The sequence below is a fragment of the Methanobrevibacter woesei genome (assembly GCF_003111605.1).
Taxonomy (GTDB): Archaea; Methanobacteriota; Methanobacteria; order Methanobacteriales; family Methanobacteriaceae; genus Methanocatella; species Methanocatella woesei.
Window position 1 is genome coordinate 56,141 of record NZ_MZGU01000007.1, and the last position, 18,625, is coordinate 74,765.

Sequence of the window (18,625 nt, forward strand, 5' to 3'; positions counted from 1 at the left end):
CCTTTTTAGATTATTCTTTCAATTGGTACTACAAGAATATCTTTTGCTCCAGCATTTCTTAAGTCGTTAACAAGTTCAAACACTTGACTTTCATCAACTACTGCTTGTATTGCAACGGTCTTTTCTTCAGATAATACTTCTGATATTGTAGGTCCAGTCATTGAAGGCATTACTTCTTTTACTTTATCTAAATCGGAACTTTTAACATTCATCATTAAAAGTTTCTTACTTTCAGCTTCAATTACTCCTTCTATACTTGTAGCAACAGCTTCAACTAAATTCTTTTTATTTTTATAACTTTCTTCATTTGTAATGAGTTTAATTGTACTGTTTAAAATTGTATCAATTACTTTAAGATGGTTCATTTTTAAAGTTGTTCCAGTACTTGATAAATCTGAAATCAAATCAGCCACTCCAATAAAAGGTGCAATTTCAGTAGAACCACTTAATTTAACTATTTTTAAGTCTAATCTATGTTTATTAAGATATTTTTTTGTTAATACTGGAAATTCAGTAGCTATAACCATATCTGATGTAACATCTTCAATAGAATTAATATTTGATTCTTCTGGTGAAGCTATAACTAGCTCTGTTTGTCCAATGTGCAAGTCTACTAATTCTACAACATTGGATTCACTTTCTTTAATTAAATCTACACCAGTTATTCCCATATCTACAATTCCATTATCAACAAATTCAGGAATATCAGAAGCACGAGCAAACATAACATCTATATCTTTGTTATGAGTTGCTGAAATTAATTTTCTGTTACTATTATCTTTTAATCCTAATCCTGCTTTTTCTAAGATATTTATTGATGGATCACTTATTCTTCCTTTTGATGGAACAGCAATTTTTAATTTCATTTTTTTCCTCATAATCTTTTATATAAAATTATATAATATTTTCATGTTATAAATTTTTTTTAAAATGAAAAAATCTATATATATTTTTTGTTTTATTTTTTATAGCGATTGAATTTTATTTAATTATTTATAAGAGTATACATAATATTTAAATAGTATTTAAGAAAAAATTATTTTTTTATATTAAAAATGAGGTGATATTATGGTAGAATTACCAAAAGCTCCTATTGAAAGAATTATGAAAAATGCGGGTGCTGAAAGAATTAGTGATGATGCAAAAGTTGAATTAATTGAATACTTAGAACAATTAATTTTCGATATTACTGTTGAATCTAACAAAAAAGCTAAAATCGCTAAACGTAAAACCATCAAAGCTGATGATATTAAATTAGCTATTAAAGATTTATAAATAAATTAATAATATAATTTTTTTGGGAGTGGTTTAATGGCTGAATCAACAATTTTAATTAAAGATGCAAAATTAGTTTTCACAGGTGAAACTAAATCTGTTTTAATTAAAGATGAAATTATAGCTGAAATAGATGATGTAATTTCTGAAGAAAATGTAGATAAAGTCATTGATGCAAAAGGCATGATTTTGTCTCCAGGATTTGTTAATACTCATACTCATTTATCAATGTCTCTTTTTAGAGGTCTTGCAGATGATTATGATTTGGATTCATGGTTAAATGATTATATTTGGCCTATTGAAGCTAATCTTAATGAAAATTACTGTTATATTGGTGCTCTTTTAGCAGCTGTTGAATTAATTAAATCTGGTACAACTACATTTTCAGATATGTATTTTTATATGGAAGATGTAGCTCGTGCAATTGATGAAGCAGGTATTAGAGGAGTTCTATCCTATGGTATGATTGACTTTGCAGATGCTGAAAAAAGAGAAAATGAGTTTAGAGAAAATATTTCATTGTATGAAAATTGTAATGGTATGAGTGATGGTAAAATTAAAGTTTTCTTTGGTCCACATTCACCATATACTGCTTCCAAAGAATTGTTAGAAAGAGTTAGGCAAGAAGCCAATAAATATAACACAGGAATCCATATTCATGTTGGTGAAACTCAAAAAGAAGTGGATGACCTTGTTGAATCTACTGGAATGAGGCCTTTTGAATATTTGGAAAGTTTAGGTCTTTTAGGTCCTGATGTTGTAGCAGCACATGCTGTATGGCTTTCAGATAATGAAATTGATATAATTAAAAAATATGATGTTAAAATTTCACATAATCCATGTAGTAATATGAAATTAGCATCTGGTATTTCTCCTGTTGCTAAATTACTTGAAAATGGTATTTGTGTAAGTTTAGGAACAGATGGTGCATCTTCTAATAATAATTTAGATTTATTAGAAGAAATGAAATTTGCATCTCTTTTGCAAAAAGTTGATACTTTAAATCCTCTTGTACTTCCTGCCTGTGAAGTTTTAAAAATGGCGACTATTAATGGTGCTAAAGCATTAGGTCTTGAAGATGAAATTGGATCTATTGAAGTTGGTAAAAAGGCAGATTTAATTTTATTGGATACTAACTCTGTTAATATGACTCCAGATAGTTCTGATTTATGTTCAAATGTTGTTTATTCAGCTAATGGTTCTAATGTAGATACTACTATTTGTAATGGTAAAATATTAATGGAAAATAAGAAATTAACTACATTAGATGAAGAAGAAATTTATAAAAAAGCTAGAATAGCTATTAAAGAATTAAAAGAAATGAATTAGATGTATATCTAGTTTAAATTTATAATTTAAAGATAAAATAGATGTTTTTATCTATTTTCAAATTTTATTTTATTTTTATTTAAGACAATACTCTTTTTCCATTCATCTTTAGTTTCAGGATAATCTTCTCTAAAGTGTGCACCACGACTTTCACGTCTTAATATTGCTGATTTTACAACTAAAGTAGCTATTTGAATCATATTTATAACTTCAAGTGCAGTTTGAAGATCTGTATTGTACTGTTTTTTATCTTCAACTTTCAATTCATTAAGACTTTTTTCCATTTCCATAAGCTCTTTTAGTGCTTCATTTAAGTTTTTCTCATTTCTGATAATACTTACTTTTTCCCACATTAATTGTTTAATACGTTTTTTAAGCTCTTGAGGTTTTACACTTCCGTCTTTAATTAATCCTGTAATTCTATCCTCTTCAGCTTTAAACATTTCTGGGTTTTCTTCAAAATCAACAGTTTTTGCAGCTTTTGCTGCATTTTCACCAGCTATTTTTCCAAATACTTGTGTATCAGCTAGTGCATTTCCACCTAAACGATTTGCACCATGAACTCCTCCACTAGCTTCACCAGCCGCATATAAATTAGCTATTGAAGATTCACACTTTTCATTGATTTTTACACCACCCATAAAGTGATGTGCTGTTGGAGCTACTTCCATAGGCTCTTTTGTAATATCTACATCAACATCTTTAAATTGTAAAACCATTGTTTCCAGTTTTTCTTCTATTACATCAGCATCTAAATGGGAAATATCAAGGTAAACTCCACCATTTTCAGTTCCCCTACCTTCAATGATTTCTGTGTAAATGGATCTTGCAACAACATCTCTGGTGGATAACTCCATTTTTTCAGGGGAATATTTTTTCATGAAACGTTCTTTATTTTTGTTTAATAGAATTCCACCTTCTCCACGAACTGCTTCTGTTACTAAAACTCCTTTTTTGGATTCAGGGGCTACCATACCTGTTGGATGGAATTGAACTTCTTCCATATCAATTAAATTTGCTCCAACATTCCATGCAAGTGCATAACCATCTCCATTTTTCTGTACAGTATTTGAGGTTACTGGATATAATTGGCCGGCTCCACCAGTAGCAATAATAACAGATTTTGCTTGTAAAAAGATAATATCTGAAGTTTTTAAATCTAATCCTACTGCTCCTATAACTCTTGGAGGCCTTGCATCTTGTGACAAGATTAAATTTGTAACCATTACTTCATCAAGAGTTTCAATATCTCTTTTGGTTATTTCTTCTTTTAATGCAGTTATTATTTCATGTCCAGTTCTGTCTCCTTGGAAACATGTTCTTCTATACTGTTGACCACCAAAGGCTCTTTGATTTATTTTTCCTGATTCTTGACGGTCAAATAATGCACCATAGTTTTCTAAATCTATTAATCTTTTTGGAGATTCATTTACAAGTATGTCTACAAGTTTTGAATCATTAAGATAGCTACCACCTTTTAAAGTATCATAAATATGAGCATCTATGGTGTCTTCTTCATCAACTGCTTTAAAAACAGCATTATATCCGCCTTCAGCCATTCCTGTACATCCAGACCTGAAAGATAATCCTTTAGATACAATTAAAGCTTTAAGTCCAGCATTATCAACTTCAATAGCTGCTCTTGCACCTGCTCCTCCAGAACCTATTATTAATACATCAGATGAAATTGTTTTAGTTTCCATAATATTCCCTTGAAAAAGTTATACTATTTTTATTTATAATTTTGATAATTAAAATAAATTTCTAAGTTTTTGTTGGTATTATATGATATGCTTATAAAACATAAAAAATAAATTATTATAAAATAACTTAATGATAGCTATTTTTGGGGGATTATTTTGGATAAAAAAAAGATTGTTAAATTAGCTAAAAAGGATTTTGAAAAAGCATGGATGGAATCTGGTAAGTTAGTTTATAAACCACATCCTGATGAAGCTTATCCTAAACTTAAATATGATATGGGGCAGTCTCATGTTCTTTATGATACATTACAAAAACTTAGAGAAGCTTATTTAAGATTAGGTTTTGATGAGTATGTAAATCCTGTTCTTATTGATAAGTCTCATGTACACAAACAATTTGGAAAAGAAGCACCTGCTGTTTTAGACAGATGTTTTTTTGTTGCAGGTCTTCCAAGACCAGATATTGGGATTGGTATTGATAAATTAGAACAAATTGAGAGTATTGGTGTTGAATTAGATGAAGATAAAACCAATAATCTAAAAGAAGTTTTCAGAGGATATAAAAAGGGTTCTGTTGATGGAGATGACCTTGTTTTAGAAGTAGCTAATTCATTAGATGTTGATAATGATGTAGGTCTTCGTGTACTTGAAAAGGTGTTCCCTGAATTATATCAACTTGAAGCTATTGCACATAATGATACTCTACGTTCTCACATGACATCTGGTTGGTTTATTAGCTTATCTGAAATGTGTAAACACCCTAAAAAATTACCAATTAAAGCATTTTCTATTGATCGTTGTTTCAGACGTGAACAAAAAGAAGATGCAAGTCATTTAAGAACTTATCATTCAGCTAGTTGTGTTATTGCAGATGAACATGTTAGTTTAGATACAGGAAAAGCAACTTCTGAAGCTCTTCTTCAATACTTTGGATTTTCTAAATTTAAATTCTTACCTGATGATAAAAAATCTAAATATTACACTCCAGATACTCAAACTGAGGTTTATGGTTATCATCCTAAACTTAAACAATGGGTAGAAATAGCTACTTTTGGTTTATATTCTCCAATTGCTCTTGATAAGTATGGAATTGATTATGATGTTATGAACCTTGGTTGTGGGGTTGAAAGAATAGCTATGGTCTTAAATGAGTACAATGATATTCGTGAAATGGTTTATCCTCAATTGTACAAAAAATTAACCTTAACTGATAGGGAATTAGCTACAATGATTTCTTATAATTTATATCCAGTTACTGATGATGGAATAAATTTAATGAAGGAAATTTCTAACACTTGGATGGCTAAACATGATTCCAAATCACCATGTGAATTTGAAGTATTTAATGGGGAGTTTTTAAATCATGAAATATCTCTTAAAGCTATTGAAAAAGAGGACAACACTAATCTGTTAGGTCCTGCAGCTACTAATGAAATATTTGTTTATAATGGAAATATTTTAGGAATTCCACAATCTTTTATTAATGAAAGTGAAGACTTTGATGATGTGGATGCTGATATTTCTAAATTAGAAAATGAATTTAAAGAAGGTCAAAGTAATGACTTTATTTATTATGCTGCTAAAAGAGGAATACCAACTAATATCTCATATTTCGATGCTTTAGCTGCAATGAGTGCTTATAAAATAGAAGAGGCTATTGCTTCTAATCAAAATGAAATTACTTTGAGAAATACAATTGCAAGATCCTTATCAGATATTAATTTGAGACTTGATGATGTTGCAATGAGATTTATTAATAATGAAAATAAGTTAATTGATATTAGGGGACCTATATTCTCTACATTAGAAATGAGTGTTGAATAATCTCATTTTATTTAATTAACTTTATGCTCATTTATTTTAATTTTTACTTTTTTAATTGTCTTTTTATTGTAGGTGATTTAATGAATTTTAAAGGAACAGTAACAACCGGTTTGGGAAAAGCTGCATTTTTTTTATCTAAAGATTTCTATGCAAATGAACTTGAGAAAAATTGTGGTTTCTATCCATTTCCAGGAACATTAAATATTATCATTCCTGATTCCTTTTTAGAAGATATTGTTAATATTAAAAATTCATGTGAAGATGTAATTACTCCAGAAGATGGATTTGGAGCAGTTAAATATATTAAAGCTACTTTAAATGATAGTATTAATGGAGCTATTATTTTTCCTGCAAAAACTACACATGAAGAAAATTATTTGGAATTTATTGCTAAAGATAAGCTTCGTGATACACTTAATCTTAAGGATGGTGACGAAGTTACACTTGAAATATAAGTCTTTTTTTTTAAAATTTTTATATAATTCTTTTTTTATTTTTTATACCAAAAACTATTTTATACATAATCTATATATTCACTTATTAAGGTTCTCAGGGCGGAGTGAAAGTCTCCACCGGTGGTGATTACATATTCTGTATAAGTCCACGAGCATTCTGTAATGTTGATTTGGTGTAAATCCAAAACCGACGGTGATAGTCCGGATGGAAGAGAATTAATTGATTTTGTTGCCCTGGTTCTATTAAATAGAACAATGAGGAATTAATTATGAGTGAATTAAACGATATAGAAAAAGGTTTTGAAGCTTTAAGAAATGGGGAATTTATTTTAGTATATGATAATGATGATAGGGAAGGAGAAGTAGATATGATTATCGCTTCTGAATTTGTAACCCCAGAATCAGTAGCTACTATGCGTGATAATGCAGGTGGTTTAATCTGTAATTGTATCCATCATGACTTTTGTGAAAGTCTTGGAATTCCTTTCATGACTGATATAATGAATGCTGCTACTGATAAATATCCTGTTTTAGCTACATTAGCTCCAAATGATATTCCATATGATGAAAGGTCTTCTTTTTCCTTTTGGGTAAATCATAGAGATTCATTCACTGGAATTACAGATCATGATAGGGCTATGACTATTAGGGAATTAGCTTTATTATGTAAAGATGGAAAATTTGATGAATTTGGTGAAAAATTCAGATCACCAGGGCATGTTTGTTTATTAAGAGGAGCTGAAGATTCAGTTAAAAATAGACAAGGACACACTGAAATTGGACTTGCTATGTGTGAGATGGCTGGTGTAACTCCTGTTTGTGTTGTTTGTGAAATGATGGATAGTGAAACTAATAAAGCTACATCTTTTGAAAAAGCTAAAAAATATGCTGAAGAAAACAATTTAGTTATTTTAAAAGGTGATGACATTATTAATAAATATTTAGAAGAGTTTTAAACTCTCTAATTTATTTATTCCAAAGATTTTTTATTTCATCAAAGGTTAAATACCTGTTAAAACTAATTTCTGAAGCTAAACTAGCTATTTTTTTAATATCTAAATTCTTTTCAACAGTTTCAAGAGCTGTTTTTGAAAAAATATCATATTTTATTTCTATTTCTGGTGTAGTTCCTCTCATTTTAAGTTTTAATTTCTCAATTGAGTCAATGTAATCAACAGATGTTTCTTTTCTAATATAGTCAACTGTTGAATTAAATATTTCTTCATTGTAAACCTTGTTTAAGATTATTCCCTTTACATCTACACCTAATTTTTGAAGCATTTTGCTGTGAGCTACAATATCTACTGCTCCAGTTTCAATTCCACCCTTGTTTACTCCAGTTACAAGAATCATTGGAATATTTGAAGAAATAGCTATTTCACTAGCTGAGTATGGAACAGTCTCATTTAATGTTCCTGTAAATACGCTCATAACACCCTCTATTAAAACTATATCATAATCGCTCTGCTTTAATTTTTCAATTGTTTCACTAAATTCCATCCAACCTAGATGGCCTATTTTTATAGAGCTGTACTCTTCCATTTTACCTTTTGTTAAGTATAATCCAGGTATTAAATCTCTTACATCAGGTCCAACTTTTAAAAGACCTACTTTTAAACCTTTTCTTCTTAATGCACCTGCAAGTCCTGTTACTATAAAGGTTTTTCCACTATCAGAACCTGTACTTCCAATCATTAAGAATTTAGGTTCATTATCTTTCATTTTTAAAAATTCATCAGATAATTTTTCAATTGGATAGTTAGCATCAATTCCTACTTCATGATTTAAGAATCTTTTAACCTCTTCATTTTTTCTGTAGATTTTAGTTATTTCCTTTTCATCAGCATCAAGGTAGTTTAATAAGTTAGAAACAATTTTAGGATTTTCATCAAGTAAATTATGAATCATTGTTCCTATAACATTTCCATCATCATTTACAGCACCTGAAAATATTTTTCTTTCATTATCTCCATAATTCATTCTTTGAATTTTAGAATAAAACAGTGGCTTTGCATCTCCAACAACATTACCGTAGGTATGTGTGTGATATCCATCAATATCCTCTGTTATTCCCTCTGTAATAAATGAATTATTATAAACTTCAGCTTTTACTCTATCACTTGTTATTAATGGAGAAAAATTTACATCTATTAGTCCAAGACCTTCTTTTATAATTGGAACCTCTGATTTTCTACCAATATCAATTTGGTTACCTAATAGCTGAAATCCAGCACAGATACCAATTATTGGCTTTTGATCCTGAGCCATTTTTACAATTTCTTTTTTTAAATCATCACTTATGTCTCCAGACTCAATTAAAGTTCCACCAGGTATAATCAATGCATCAAGCTCATCATTTGCTTTTACACCATTAACTAAACCATTTGATTTAACAATATCAGTTGGTAAATTTCCAAAATCTTCAAATCCAGGGACTGCACCTTTAACATAGGTAATTCCAATTTTTACCATTTTTTACCTCTTAAAAGTTTCCTTTTGAATTAACATTTAATTTTTTAAACTCTTCATAATCCTTTGAATTAAGTACATTGTTGAAGGTATCTTGATTTCCTTTAGACATATACTTTTTAAAATCTTCTATGTATGGACTATTGACAATCTTTTTAAATTGTCTTTTGCTACGTTTATAAAATTCTTCTACTGCATCTTCTGTTATTGAATTAAGTGTTAATCTATAAGCATTAATTGCAAAATTTATTAGTTCTTCTTTATAAATTTCGTAGTTTCCAGTTTCCACAAATATTTTAAAGAATTCTTCCCCACTTGGAATAACATCAAAGAATTTTTCATCGCATTTTGCTGTTATTGAGTTTTCATGACTTCTTCTGTAGTATAGGTATTCTTTTATTATTGAAATACGATTAGCTCTAAGCCAAATATTGAAAAAGAATGGTGCATCTTCAAAGTAAATACCTTCAGGAAATTTTGCATTAATCCTTTCTAAATAGCTTCTTTTGTATATTTTCTGACAGGCACTTACAGATAAATGGAATAAGAATTCTTTAGTTTGCTGATAATTAAAAACAGTATCTTTAAATCTTTTGTCAAACTTATCCAAGTTAAACCAGTCATTTTTTTTCTCTTCACCAGTGTTTTCTTTATAATTAATCATCTGAAACATTGTAATATCTGTATTTTTATTTTTTGCTTCATTATATGCAGTTTCCAATGCATTATCTACTAACCAGTCATCTGCATCTAAAAATGCAATATATTCTCCTTTAGCTAGTTCCATTCCTTTGTTTCTACTAGCTCCAAGACCTATGTTTTCTTGATTAATTATTTTGAATCTGCTATCTTTTGAATATTCAGCTAGTATTTCCTTACTTTTATCAGTTGATCCATCATTTAAACAGATAACTTCAATTTCTTTTAGTGTTTGCCTAATTACACTATCCAAACATTCTCTAAGATATTTTTCACCATTAAATACAGAGATAATTAAAGATACTTTTATTTCCATCTTTTATCACTTATTTTAAATTTAAAATAGTTTTTAAGACATCAATTTCAAGTGTAAAAATTTTTTAAAAAAAAGTTTAATTAAAGTTATAAGTTTGAAAGTACACTCATAGCTTTAATAATTTTTAAATCATCTAATGGTTTTGCTTGGATTTGTAATCCAACAGGAATGTCTTCTACTTCTCCTGCTTTGATGCTACCTGCTGGAATTCCTCCTAAGTTTGCAATTACAGTTAAAATATCGTATACATACATTTCCATTGGAGTTAATTCTTCTCCAATTTTATGAGGAAGTTTAGGAACAGTAGGACCTACAATCAAATCTACATTTTCAAGCATTGCATTAATTTCATTTCTAATTAAAGATCTTGCTTGTAAAGCTTTTTTGTAGTATTTTCCACTGTATTCTTTTTGTGAAATAAGAGAACCCATTTTAATTCTTCTTAAAACTTCATCTCCACAAACTTCTTCTATTCTATAACCGTAATCTCTTCCATCATATTTTCTAGTAGCTGAGAAGAATTCTACATAGTTAATTAAGTAATATGTTGGTAAACAAAGTTCTAAATGATCAAAACTTACTTCAACAAGTTCAGCACCTGCATCAACAAGTTTTTGGATTGCTTTATTAACAACTTTATTTATTTTATCATCAGTTACTTCAATAAAGTCATTACATACAGCTATTTTCATTCCTTCAAGGGATTTCTCTTCAAGAACTGAAGTAAAATCAATATCACTATGTAGGGAAGTACATTCACTTGAATCATAATCAACAATTGTATTTAAAGCAAGTGCAATTCCACTAGGGTCATTTGCAAAAGGTCCAATTTGATCTAAACTCATGGATAAATCTAATAAACCTTGTCTTGAAACAAGACCATAAGTTGGTTTAAATCCAATAACTCCACAATGGGAAGCAGGATTTCTAATTGATCCTCCAGTATCTGAACCTAAAGTTATATCACACATTTCTGCAGCTATTGCAGCAGCACTTCCTCCACTGGATCCACCTGGAATTCTACCCATTGCAGCTGGGTTTTCAGTTGGACCGTACATTGAGGTTTCAGTTGAACTTCCTGCAGCAAATTCATCCATATTTGTTAATCCGATAATTATTCCATCTTCTTCAAGGATTTTTTCAATTACAGTTGCATTATAACTTCCTTTATAATTTTCCAATGTTTTAGAAGCTGCAGATACAATTAAATCTTCAACATTTATATTAGCTTTAATTCCAAATACTAATCCACTTAAACAACCTACTTTTTCACCATTAGCTATTTTTTCATCAATTTTTTCAGCTTGTTTAAGTGCTGCTTCATAATTTTTTTCTACAAAAGCATTAATAGAATCATTTTTTTCATCAATGACTTTAATGAAATGTTCTACATTTTCTTTTGCAGTCATTTCTTTATTTTGAATGGAATTTAATTTTTCAATAACATTCATTAGAACACCTGCATAATAAATAAGATATTTTTAAATTTATTTTTCAATCCTTAAATAGTTATTTTTTTAGCCTATTTTATATTTATTTTATTTCACTCCACTTCCAATTTTTAATAATGGGAATTTACTCATTGTCCATATTAATGCCCAACTAACACTTATTAATATTATTGAAGAAACTGGAAGCCATAAATAGGCATTTGTTTTTAAAATAGCCGATAATGGTGTACAATAGAATAGAATTCTAAGTAATATGTAATGTGAGAAGTAAATTCCAAAACTACAGCTACTAAATAAAACAATTGCTTTTCCTAATGTTTGTTGTTTCAATGGCTTGATGGAGTCTTTTATCATTTTAACATCTGCATACTTAAACATTATAAATAAACCTGCAGTTTCAGCTATTACAAATATATTAAAGAAGTCAATTGGTGCTAAAGCTGTACTTCCCCATCCTTTTAAGACGATTAATGTGAAATGTCCAAGTATTCCTACAATAAATAATAATGCTCCTATTCCAAAGGATTTCTTTTTTGAATATTTGAATTCATGATTATGGAGATATGATCCTAAGATAAAGTATCCAAATACTGGGAAGAAGTAAAAGACTACTTTAAAATTATATTTCATGTTTGGATAGTCGAAAAATCCTATTGTATATAATAGGGATAGAATAACTGTTATTAATATAAGATATTCTGCTCCTTTTTTATATTCTCTTATAAAACTGCTTACAACAGGAACTAATAGATAAACACCAATTAATGACCATATAAACCAGAATATAGCACTATAATCTCCTACACCAAATGCAGTGTCCATAAGAAATGTTGGTGTTAAGTCATAGTTTAAAAATATAATTCCAATTAAAATATAGGTTATAATCCAAAATACAAAAGGCAGTACAACACGTTTAAATCGCTTTTTTAAGAATTCTTCAATTACATGTTTTCTTGTTAATAATAAGGCTCCACTTACTGTGAAAAATAAGGGTACTCCAACACGGGTTAATGAAAAGAATCCTGAACAAAAAAGCCAGCTATTAAAATCATAGGAAAATAATCGTGTTAAATGTCCAACTACAACAAGAATAATTGCAAGTGAACGTACTTCATCTAAATATAAAATTCTCTTAGGGCTTATTTCCATCATATATCCTCTTAAATTAAGTTTAATATCTAAATTTATGTTATAAAGTTTATTTAAATATTTTTATAATTTTAGAGATATTTTTTGTTATTTATTATAAGTTATAAGTTATAATCTTTTTAAAAATTTAAATATATTGATTAATAAACATTTATTATAGAAAGGGATTTTCATGAAAAAAGCTATTGTTTTTGATAATTCAGGTACATTGCTTGAAAGATATCGTGTTATTAAAGATATTGCAAATAATTCTATTTTTACAGATGTTAATTCACTTGACTTAATTGATTCTAATTCAAGTTTGGCATTAGTTGTACTTCAGATGAATGCAAGTGTCCTTTCATCACTTAATCAGGATTATCTCATTTCTAATTTAATTAGAGATAATGATATTGAGTTTGATGTAAGTTTTACTACAAAAGATATTTCAAAATCTGAATTAAAGGAAATTATTTATAATGAGAAAATAGCTACTATTAAAGATATTACTGATGGTTTTGATACACTTCATGAGAAAATTCCTCAAATGGAATTATGTAATGGTTCAGCATTAATTATTGACATTGATAAAAAGGTAATTTCTTATACTATTACATCTGCAGGTAGATTATTCCCTGAAGTTTTGAGCACTGTTGAAGAACTAAAAAACAGGGGTATTGAGTTGTTTATCGCTTCAGGTGATAGAAAAGGAGCTATTTCTAGATTAGCATGCATGCTTAATATTAATGAGAATAATGCATTTGGAACTGTTTCTACAGCTCAAAAATGTGAAATTGTTTCTGATTTACAATCTAAAGGTTATAAAGTAATGATGGTTGGAGATGGTCTTAATGATCTTCTTGCTTTTAAAAAAGCTGATGTTTCTGTTTTAACTTTAGAACAAAAAGAAGAAGTATCTCCAAAACTTTATAATAAAACTGATTTTGTAGTTGAAGATATATCTCAGATATTAGATATTACTTTTTGACTTTTCAACACTTTTTCAAATGTATTTAACTCTAAAATTCCTTTATTAACTTTTTTTAACAATTCTAAATCTAATGTGCCTTCACCTAAGGATACATGCTGGTCTTTTATGCCATCATTGTCATTTAAGTGAAAATAGCTAATATTTTTCAAATCAAAAAATTCACTACAGTATTCAGTTGTATTTGCATGACCAGTGTCAATTGTAATATTTGAGCCACTACCTTCGCTGATTCTTTCAATATCTTCAGGAGTAGTTCCTAAAAACTTTGCACGATTTGGCATATTTTCAACAGAAACAATTACATTTTTTTCTTTTCCATAATCAACTAATTCTCCAACAGATTCAATAGCAATCTCAGTAGCCATATCTTTAATTCTTTTTTCAATTCTTCCAATATGTCCTGGATGTAAAGTTATTGCAGTTGCTGATATTTCTGCTGCCAAATCTATTGTTTCAAAAAGTTGTCTTTTACTTTCTTCTTTTATTCCTCTATTTATACTAGCTACATTTAAGTCGACATTGGGAGCATGGATGCATATTTCTAAAGATGTGTTTTTTAGCGGTTCTAAAAGATGGCTATTTTCTAATAGATAACCTGGAGCATAAGGACCTTCTGATAATAATTCTATCATTTCAAAATTATTTTCTTTAGCTATTTTTTCCATATCTTCTAATGATTTCATAAATAAAGCTAATGTTGAAAATCCTAATTTCATATTTTATATTTATATAGTTAGAATATAATAAAATTATAGTACTATTAAAAAAGGACGTTTTAATATGTATGGTAAAGATATGGAAACTATTAAAAAAGAAAATATGAATTTAGCAGATAAAATTTATATTTTTGATACCACCTTGAGAGACGGCGAACAAGCTCCAGGTGTTGCTTTAACAGTTGACGAAAAAATCCAGATTGCTCAAAGTTTGGATAAATTGGGAGTTGACAAAATTGAAGCAGGTTTCCCAGCATCTTCTAAAGGTGAAATAGAATCTTGCCGTAAAATTCATAATCTTGTTGATTGTACTACTGTTGGACTAGCTAGAACCGTTTTTAAAGACATTGATGCTGTTCTTGATGCTGATTTAGACTATATGCATACTTTTATCGGCACATCACCTCTTCATAGAGATTATAAATTAAAAATGTCTAAAGAGAAAATCATAGAAACTGCTATTAATGCAGTTGAATATGGTAAAGATCATGGTTTAACAATAGAGTTTTCTGCAGAAGATGCAACAAGAACTGAAGGTGATTTTCTTTTTGATGTTTACCGTTCTGTTGTTGATGCTGGTGCTGATTTTTTAAATGTTCCAGATACTGTTGGTGTTTTAACTCCTATTGTAACTAAACAATTAATCACAGACCTTAAAAATGAATTTACAACTCCTATTAGTGTTCATTTCCATAATGATTTTGGTCTTGCTACTGCAAACACCTTAACAGCTATTGAATGTGGTGCAAATCAGGCTCATGTAACTGTTAATGGTATTGGTGAGAGAACTGGTAATTCTGCACTTGAAGAGATTGTTGTTGCCTTACATGCAGCTTATGGAATTGATTTAGATATTGATACTACTCAGCTCTATAACATTTCTGATTCCGTTTCTAGGATTACTGGTATTAAAAAACCTGTAAACAAACCAATTGTTGGAGACAATGCATTTGCTCATGAATCTGGAATCCATGTTCATGGAATTTTAAACAATGCTTTAACTTATGAACCAATTTCTCCTGAACTTGTTGGTCATTCCAGACGTATCATTATTGGAAAACATACAGGAGCTAATGCTTTAAAATCTAAATTAGATGAATTTAATATAGATTTAAATGAAGAACAATTTGATAATGTGTTTTCTCAAATTAAAGCATTAGGTGATAAAGGTAAGACAATTACTGATTCTGATTTAAAATCTTTAGCTATTAATGAAATCAGTTCTGCAAAAGAAACTCCTATTGTTCTTAAGGGATTAGGTCTTCTATCTGGAGCAATTGTATCTTCAACAGCTACTGTAAAGTTAGAAATTTATGGTGAAGAAAAAGAAACATCTGCTACTGGAGTAGGTCCAGTTGATGCTGCATTAAATGCTATTAGATCTTTAATTCAAGATACATTAGATGTTGAACTTGAAGAGTATAATGTTGAAGCTATCACTGGCGGTACTGATGCATTAGCTGAAGTATTTGTTATCAGTTCTGATTCCGAAGGTAATAAATCTACTGGAAGATCTACTAATGAAGATATTGTTATGGCAAGTATTTTAGCAGTTCTTGATTCTATTAATAAATTATTACTTTTACAAAGAGTTAATCAATAACTCTTCTATTTTTTTATATTCCCATTGCCATTGTAAGACAATTTCTCAAACCTGGTGCAAGTCCCAGTACAAAAACAGTTAATTTTAAAAGTCCGTTGATATTCTCATCATCAATGTATTCATCTATTAGATAAAGTGCTAATGTTATTGCAACTATTTTTAGAGGATACATTGTTATGGCTGTTGAGCTTAAATCATAAAGAAATCCTGGCAATACATGTTGTTCTTGATAATTATAAAAATCTACAGCTATAAAAGTTGTAGTTGCGTCAAATACATGGACTGCAAGTATTGATAAATTTATTTTATTTCTGTATAATTTCCAATATCTTCCAATGAATGCAAAGATAGCTACTATTAATATCCATGGAATCACTATTTGAAGTATAATTTCTATATTGATATGCTGTATATTCACAAGAGGAATAATTGCAAATAATATTCCTATGAGAAATATTGTATATCTATAATCAATATCATATTTTCTCCAAATTAAAACACTCACTATCAAGGAGATGATTGCTGCTATTCCTACCATAAAGTATATTCCAGGAGTTATTAAAAACACATTTAATGGAAAAACTCCATTATCTACTAGTGCTCTTGTACAGGATCCAATAAAAATAAATGGTATTAAAGAGTATATTATTGACTTTGGATTTATCTCTAGTTTCTCGAATAATTTTATTATTAAATATAATATTACTATTAATATTATACCATATGTCAATGTATTAAACACTGTATATCCTGAATAAAATATATTTTCTATTATTTCTGGAAGTCCAAGGTCCATAAAATCCCTTAATGAATGTGTTTATGGAATAAATATTTTGATAATTCAATGTTGGAAGTTCCTTTTCCATGAACTTCTACTTTCCCTTTCTTAATTGCTTTCAATACACTGTCTATATCCATTTCACAATCGATATTTGTGTAGCAATCTCCAATAAATTCTACATAATGTGCATCACTTGATCCAAGACCTGGTATATTATCATATTCAGAAATATTTTTTGCTTTATTGTTACAGTAACCTATTATAAATCTTGCATTTTTTACTTCTATTGCATCAAAATCTAATGTTTTATAATTTATTTTATGTAGAAGTCCGTGTCTATAATAACAATATGGGTGGGGAATAATAGCTATTCCTCCTTGGTCACGAATTTTATCAATTGTTTCTTGAGCAGGTAATCCTTCTTCTATCTTTTCTTCACATCCAAAGCCTAAAATATGCCCTTTTTCAGATGAAATCTCAATAGATGGAATTACGAGTATATCGTCCCGATTTTTTGTAAGTTCTACTGCAACTTTTGATCCTTCTACTGTATTGTGGTCACTGATAGCTATTATATCTAATTTAAGGTCGATAGATTTTGCTATTATATCTTCTATTTTTGTTAAACTATCTGGAGAATAACAACTGTGTATATGGGGATCTAAACTATACATTATATTCCTTTTCTATTGTTTTTATTAATCCAATGGTTCCAGTCATCATTACATCTCCACCAGGACATGCATGATGCCAGTCTAGATTTGTTTTTTCTATTAATTCTCTTTTAGGTCCAGCAACTATTACTTTTTCAATTTTAGATATTGGATTTAATATATGTGCTCCATGTCCATGGTCATTGTAGACTTCTTCATTTGTTATTACGCCATCAGCAAGTCTTTTTATGTATCTTTCTAATGATTCACCTGTTAGTGCAGAAGTATGATGTTCAAATAATCCTTGGATTTTCCCATCTTCTATTGATGCTGCTGTTGTATGTCCATTTCCAATATCGATTGCAATATAACTGTTTAATCTTTCAGCCACTTTATCATATTGCATTCCAGCTATTGAAGCGAATTTTGTATCCATTAATAAAGGTTCTATTTCAATTCCTTCATCTTCTAATCTTTTTTCAACGCCTTTCATTCTTGAGTAATATTCTGGAACATTACCACACATTCCAAATTTTTCTGGTTCAAGGGGTTCTGTTAATTTTTCTCTGATTTTTTCAAATCTAAAGTCTCTATCACCCATATTATCATTGTGGCCATGATCTTGTACTGCAATAGCTATTTTATCAAAATCAAAGTTTAAATCATACCCTATTAGGAATTCTGCAAGTTTAGTAATGTCAATATCACCTAAAGTTATTTTTGTATATCCACAATAACTTTTACTACTGTCTGCAATTTCTATTCCAAGAGATTCTACTTCTTTTAGATTATCTCTTATTGTTTTTGCACAGCGCTCTTCCATTACTACTTTATATCCCTTGTCCATGTGTTCAAGTATTCTTTTTTTTAGATTTCCTCCACCCATTATTTCTCCATTAAAATAGATGTCATTTTCAACATCAGCCATTATTTGTCCAATATATAAATGAGGGGATGGAAGTACTAATTTAATAGAATTTTCTATTTCCTTTGTACTATCATAGACCATTATGTCCTGTGTTCCTTTTCCTACATCGATTGATAAAATTCTCATAATTTATATTATTTTGTTACTTTTATATAATATCTTTTATAATGTATTTTTTTGTACAATAAAGTTTATATATTAACATAGATGTAATTATAATTGTTACTATTAAATGTAAAATTCATTGTATTAATGTATATTTTTGTACAATGAGTTTATTCAATATTATTTGTTTCATGTAATT

General features: G+C 28.9%; 17 protein-coding genes and 1 riboswitch. Of the genes, 7 read left to right on the plus strand and 10 right to left on the minus strand.

Features of this window, described 5'->3' with window-relative positions; all coding sequences use genetic code 11:
- Positions 1-5: 5 nt before the first annotated feature.
- Positions 6-866 carry an ATP phosphoribosyltransferase gene (gene hisG / locus MBBWO_RS07780; RefSeq protein ID WP_116670335.1) on the minus strand — a complete coding sequence of 287 codons (861 nt, stop codon included), beginning with the start codon at positions 864-866 and terminating at the stop codon, positions 6-8.
- A gap of 202 nt (positions 867-1,068) precedes the next feature.
- Here hisG and MBBWO_RS07785 point away from each other — a divergent pair, with 202 nt between their 5' ends.
- Both MBBWO_RS07785 and MBBWO_RS07790 read left to right on the plus strand, forming a co-directional pair.
- Positions 1,069-1,275: a histone family protein gene (locus tag MBBWO_RS07785; protein WP_116670336.1), complete on the plus strand. Its 207-nt coding sequence runs from the start codon at positions 1,069-1,071 to the stop codon at positions 1,273-1,275.
- A 36-nt stretch (positions 1,276-1,311) separates the two neighbouring features.
- The gene (locus tag MBBWO_RS07790) at positions 1,312-2,604 is read left to right on the plus strand and encodes an amidohydrolase family protein (RefSeq protein ID WP_116670337.1); all 1,293 of its coding nucleotides are present in this window, start codon (positions 1,312-1,314) and stop codon (positions 2,602-2,604) included.
- Between the two features lie 47 nt (positions 2,605-2,651).
- On the opposite strand, the gene tfrA is transcribed toward MBBWO_RS07790, so the two are convergent.
- Positions 2,652-4,307 carry a fumarate reductase (CoM/CoB) subunit TfrA gene (gene tfrA / locus MBBWO_RS07795; protein WP_116670338.1) on the minus strand — a complete coding sequence of 552 codons (1,656 nt, stop codon included), beginning with the start codon at positions 4,305-4,307 and terminating at the stop codon, positions 2,652-2,654.
- Between the two features lie 156 nt (positions 4,308-4,463).
- Between tfrA and sepS the strand changes: the two genes are divergently transcribed.
- The 3 genes from sepS (at position 4,464) to ribB (ending at position 7,542) form a co-directional block, all read left to right on the plus strand.
- Positions 4,464-6,131 (plus strand): O-phosphoserine--tRNA ligase, encoded by a 1,668-nt coding sequence (gene sepS, locus MBBWO_RS07800; RefSeq protein WP_207771582.1) that lies wholly within the window; start codon positions 4,464-4,466, stop codon positions 6,129-6,131.
- 80 nt (positions 6,132-6,211) lie between these two features.
- Entirely contained in the window at positions 6,212-6,586 is a 375-nt protein-coding gene (locus MBBWO_RS07805; RefSeq protein WP_116670340.1) for a DUF120 domain-containing protein, read from the plus strand.
- A gap of 86 nt (positions 6,587-6,672) precedes the next feature.
- Positions 6,673-6,807, plus strand: a riboswitch (FMN riboswitch).
- Positions 6,808-6,855: 48 nt separating this feature from the next.
- Positions 6,856-7,542, plus strand: coding sequence for a 3,4-dihydroxy-2-butanone-4-phosphate synthase (ribB, locus tag MBBWO_RS07810; RefSeq protein ID WP_116670341.1), 687 nt, complete (start codon positions 6,856-6,858; stop codon positions 7,540-7,542).
- A gap of 10 nt (positions 7,543-7,552) precedes the next feature.
- Here the strand turns inward: ribB and MBBWO_RS07815 are convergent, their stop codons facing one another.
- The 4 genes from MBBWO_RS07815 to MBBWO_RS07830 form a co-directional block, all read right to left on the minus strand.
- On the minus strand, positions 7,553-9,058 hold the full coding sequence (locus MBBWO_RS07815) for an AAA family ATPase (protein ID WP_116670342.1): 1,506 nt from the start codon (positions 9,056-9,058) through the stop codon (positions 7,553-7,555).
- Between the two features lie 10 nt (positions 9,059-9,068).
- Positions 9,069-10,070, minus strand: coding sequence for a glycosyltransferase family 2 protein (locus MBBWO_RS07820; RefSeq protein ID WP_116670343.1), 1,002 nt, complete (start codon positions 10,068-10,070; stop codon positions 9,069-9,071).
- Positions 10,071-10,156: 86 nt separating this feature from the next.
- Positions 10,157-11,521, minus strand: a complete 1,365-nt coding sequence (gene gatA / locus MBBWO_RS07825) for an Asp-tRNA(Asn)/Glu-tRNA(Gln) amidotransferase subunit GatA (protein ID WP_116670344.1) — start codon at positions 11,519-11,521, stop codon at positions 10,157-10,159.
- Positions 11,522-11,608: 87 nt separating this feature from the next.
- Positions 11,609-12,673 carry an acyltransferase gene (locus MBBWO_RS07830; RefSeq protein ID WP_116670345.1) on the minus strand — a complete coding sequence of 355 codons (1,065 nt, stop codon included), beginning with the start codon at positions 12,671-12,673 and terminating at the stop codon, positions 11,609-11,611.
- Positions 12,674-12,842: 169 nt separating this feature from the next.
- Between MBBWO_RS07830 and MBBWO_RS07835 the strand changes: the two genes are divergently transcribed.
- Positions 12,843-13,637, plus strand: coding sequence for an HAD-IC family P-type ATPase (locus MBBWO_RS07835; RefSeq protein WP_116670346.1), 795 nt, complete (start codon positions 12,843-12,845; stop codon positions 13,635-13,637).
- Here the strand turns inward: MBBWO_RS07835 and MBBWO_RS07840 are convergent.
- Positions 13,613-14,323: a sugar phosphate isomerase/epimerase family protein gene (locus MBBWO_RS07840; protein ID WP_243408507.1), complete on the minus strand. Its 711-nt coding sequence runs from the start codon at positions 14,321-14,323 to the stop codon at positions 13,613-13,615. The two genes, MBBWO_RS07835 and MBBWO_RS07840, sit on opposite strands and share 25 nt — an antisense overlap.
- A gap of 97 nt (positions 14,324-14,420) precedes the next feature.
- Between MBBWO_RS07840 and MBBWO_RS07845 the strand changes: the two genes are divergently transcribed.
- A complete protein-coding gene (locus MBBWO_RS07845; RefSeq protein ID WP_116670348.1) occupies positions 14,421-15,959 on the plus strand; it encodes a 2-isopropylmalate synthase in 1,539 nt (512 codons plus the stop codon).
- A gap of 13 nt (positions 15,960-15,972) precedes the next feature.
- Here MBBWO_RS07845 and MBBWO_RS07850 read toward each other — a convergent pair whose 3' ends face one another.
- The 3 genes from MBBWO_RS07850 to MBBWO_RS07860 are packed head-to-tail and all read right to left on the minus strand — an operon-like array spanning position 15,973 to position 18,447.
- On the minus strand, positions 15,973-16,755 hold the full coding sequence (locus tag MBBWO_RS07850; RefSeq protein ID WP_116670349.1) for a DUF63 family protein: 783 nt from the start codon (positions 16,753-16,755) through the stop codon (positions 15,973-15,975).
- Between the two features lie 8 nt (positions 16,756-16,763).
- Complete coding sequence (locus MBBWO_RS07855; RefSeq protein WP_116670350.1) at positions 16,764-17,414, minus strand: CehA/McbA family metallohydrolase; 651 nt, start codon at positions 17,412-17,414, stop codon at positions 16,764-16,766.
- Positions 17,407-18,447 (minus strand): DUF1786 domain-containing protein, encoded by a 1,041-nt coding sequence (locus MBBWO_RS07860; protein WP_116670351.1) that lies wholly within the window; start codon positions 18,445-18,447, stop codon positions 17,407-17,409. Before MBBWO_RS07860 ends, MBBWO_RS07855 begins: the two co-directional genes overlap by 8 nt.
- Between the last annotated feature and the right edge of the window lie 178 nt (positions 18,448-18,625).

Coding starts and splice junctions, on each gene's coding strand:
- MBBWO_RS07860 (WP_116670351.1), bottom strand. CDS start 18,447: ATGAGAATTTTATCAATCGATGTAGGAAAAGGAACACAGGACATAATG.
- MBBWO_RS07785 (WP_116670336.1), top strand. CDS start 1,069: ATGGTAGAATTACCAAAAGCTCCTATTGAAAGAATTATGAAAAATGCG.
- MBBWO_RS07835 (WP_116670346.1), top strand. CDS start 12,843: ATGAAAAAAGCTATTGTTTTTGATAATTCAGGTACATTGCTTGAAAGA.
- MBBWO_RS07830 (WP_116670345.1), bottom strand. CDS start 12,673: ATGATGGAAATAAGCCCTAAGAGAATTTTATATTTAGATGAAGTACGT.
- ribB (WP_116670341.1), top strand. CDS start 6,856: ATGAGTGAATTAAACGATATAGAAAAAGGTTTTGAAGCTTTAAGAAAT.
- MBBWO_RS07805 (WP_116670340.1), top strand. CDS start 6,212: ATGAATTTTAAAGGAACAGTAACAACCGGTTTGGGAAAAGCTGCATTT.
- tfrA (WP_116670338.1), bottom strand. CDS start 4,307: ATGGAAACTAAAACAATTTCATCTGATGTATTAATAATAGGTTCTGGA.
- MBBWO_RS07855 (WP_116670350.1), bottom strand. CDS start 17,414: ATGTATAGTTTAGATCCCCATATACACAGTTGTTATTCTCCAGATAGT.
- MBBWO_RS07815 (WP_116670342.1), bottom strand. CDS start 9,058: ATGGTAAAAATTGGAATTACCTATGTTAAAGGTGCAGTCCCTGGATTT.
- MBBWO_RS07820 (WP_116670343.1), bottom strand. CDS start 10,070: ATGGAAATAAAAGTATCTTTAATTATCTCTGTATTTAATGGTGAAAAA.
- gatA (WP_116670344.1), bottom strand. CDS start 11,521: ATGAATGTTATTGAAAAATTAAATTCCATTCAAAATAAAGAAATGACT.
- MBBWO_RS07840 (WP_243408507.1), bottom strand. CDS start 14,323: ATGAAATCATTAGAAGATATGGAAAAAATAGCTAAAGAAAATAATTTT.
- hisG (WP_116670335.1), bottom strand. CDS start 866: ATGAAATTAAAAATTGCTGTTCCATCAAAAGGAAGAATAAGTGATCCA.
- MBBWO_RS07845 (WP_116670348.1), top strand. CDS start 14,421: ATGTATGGTAAAGATATGGAAACTATTAAAAAAGAAAATATGAATTTA.
- MBBWO_RS07850 (WP_116670349.1), bottom strand. CDS start 16,755: ATGGACCTTGGACTTCCAGAAATAATAGAAAATATATTTTATTCAGGA.
- MBBWO_RS07790 (WP_116670337.1), top strand. CDS start 1,312: ATGGCTGAATCAACAATTTTAATTAAAGATGCAAAATTAGTTTTCACA.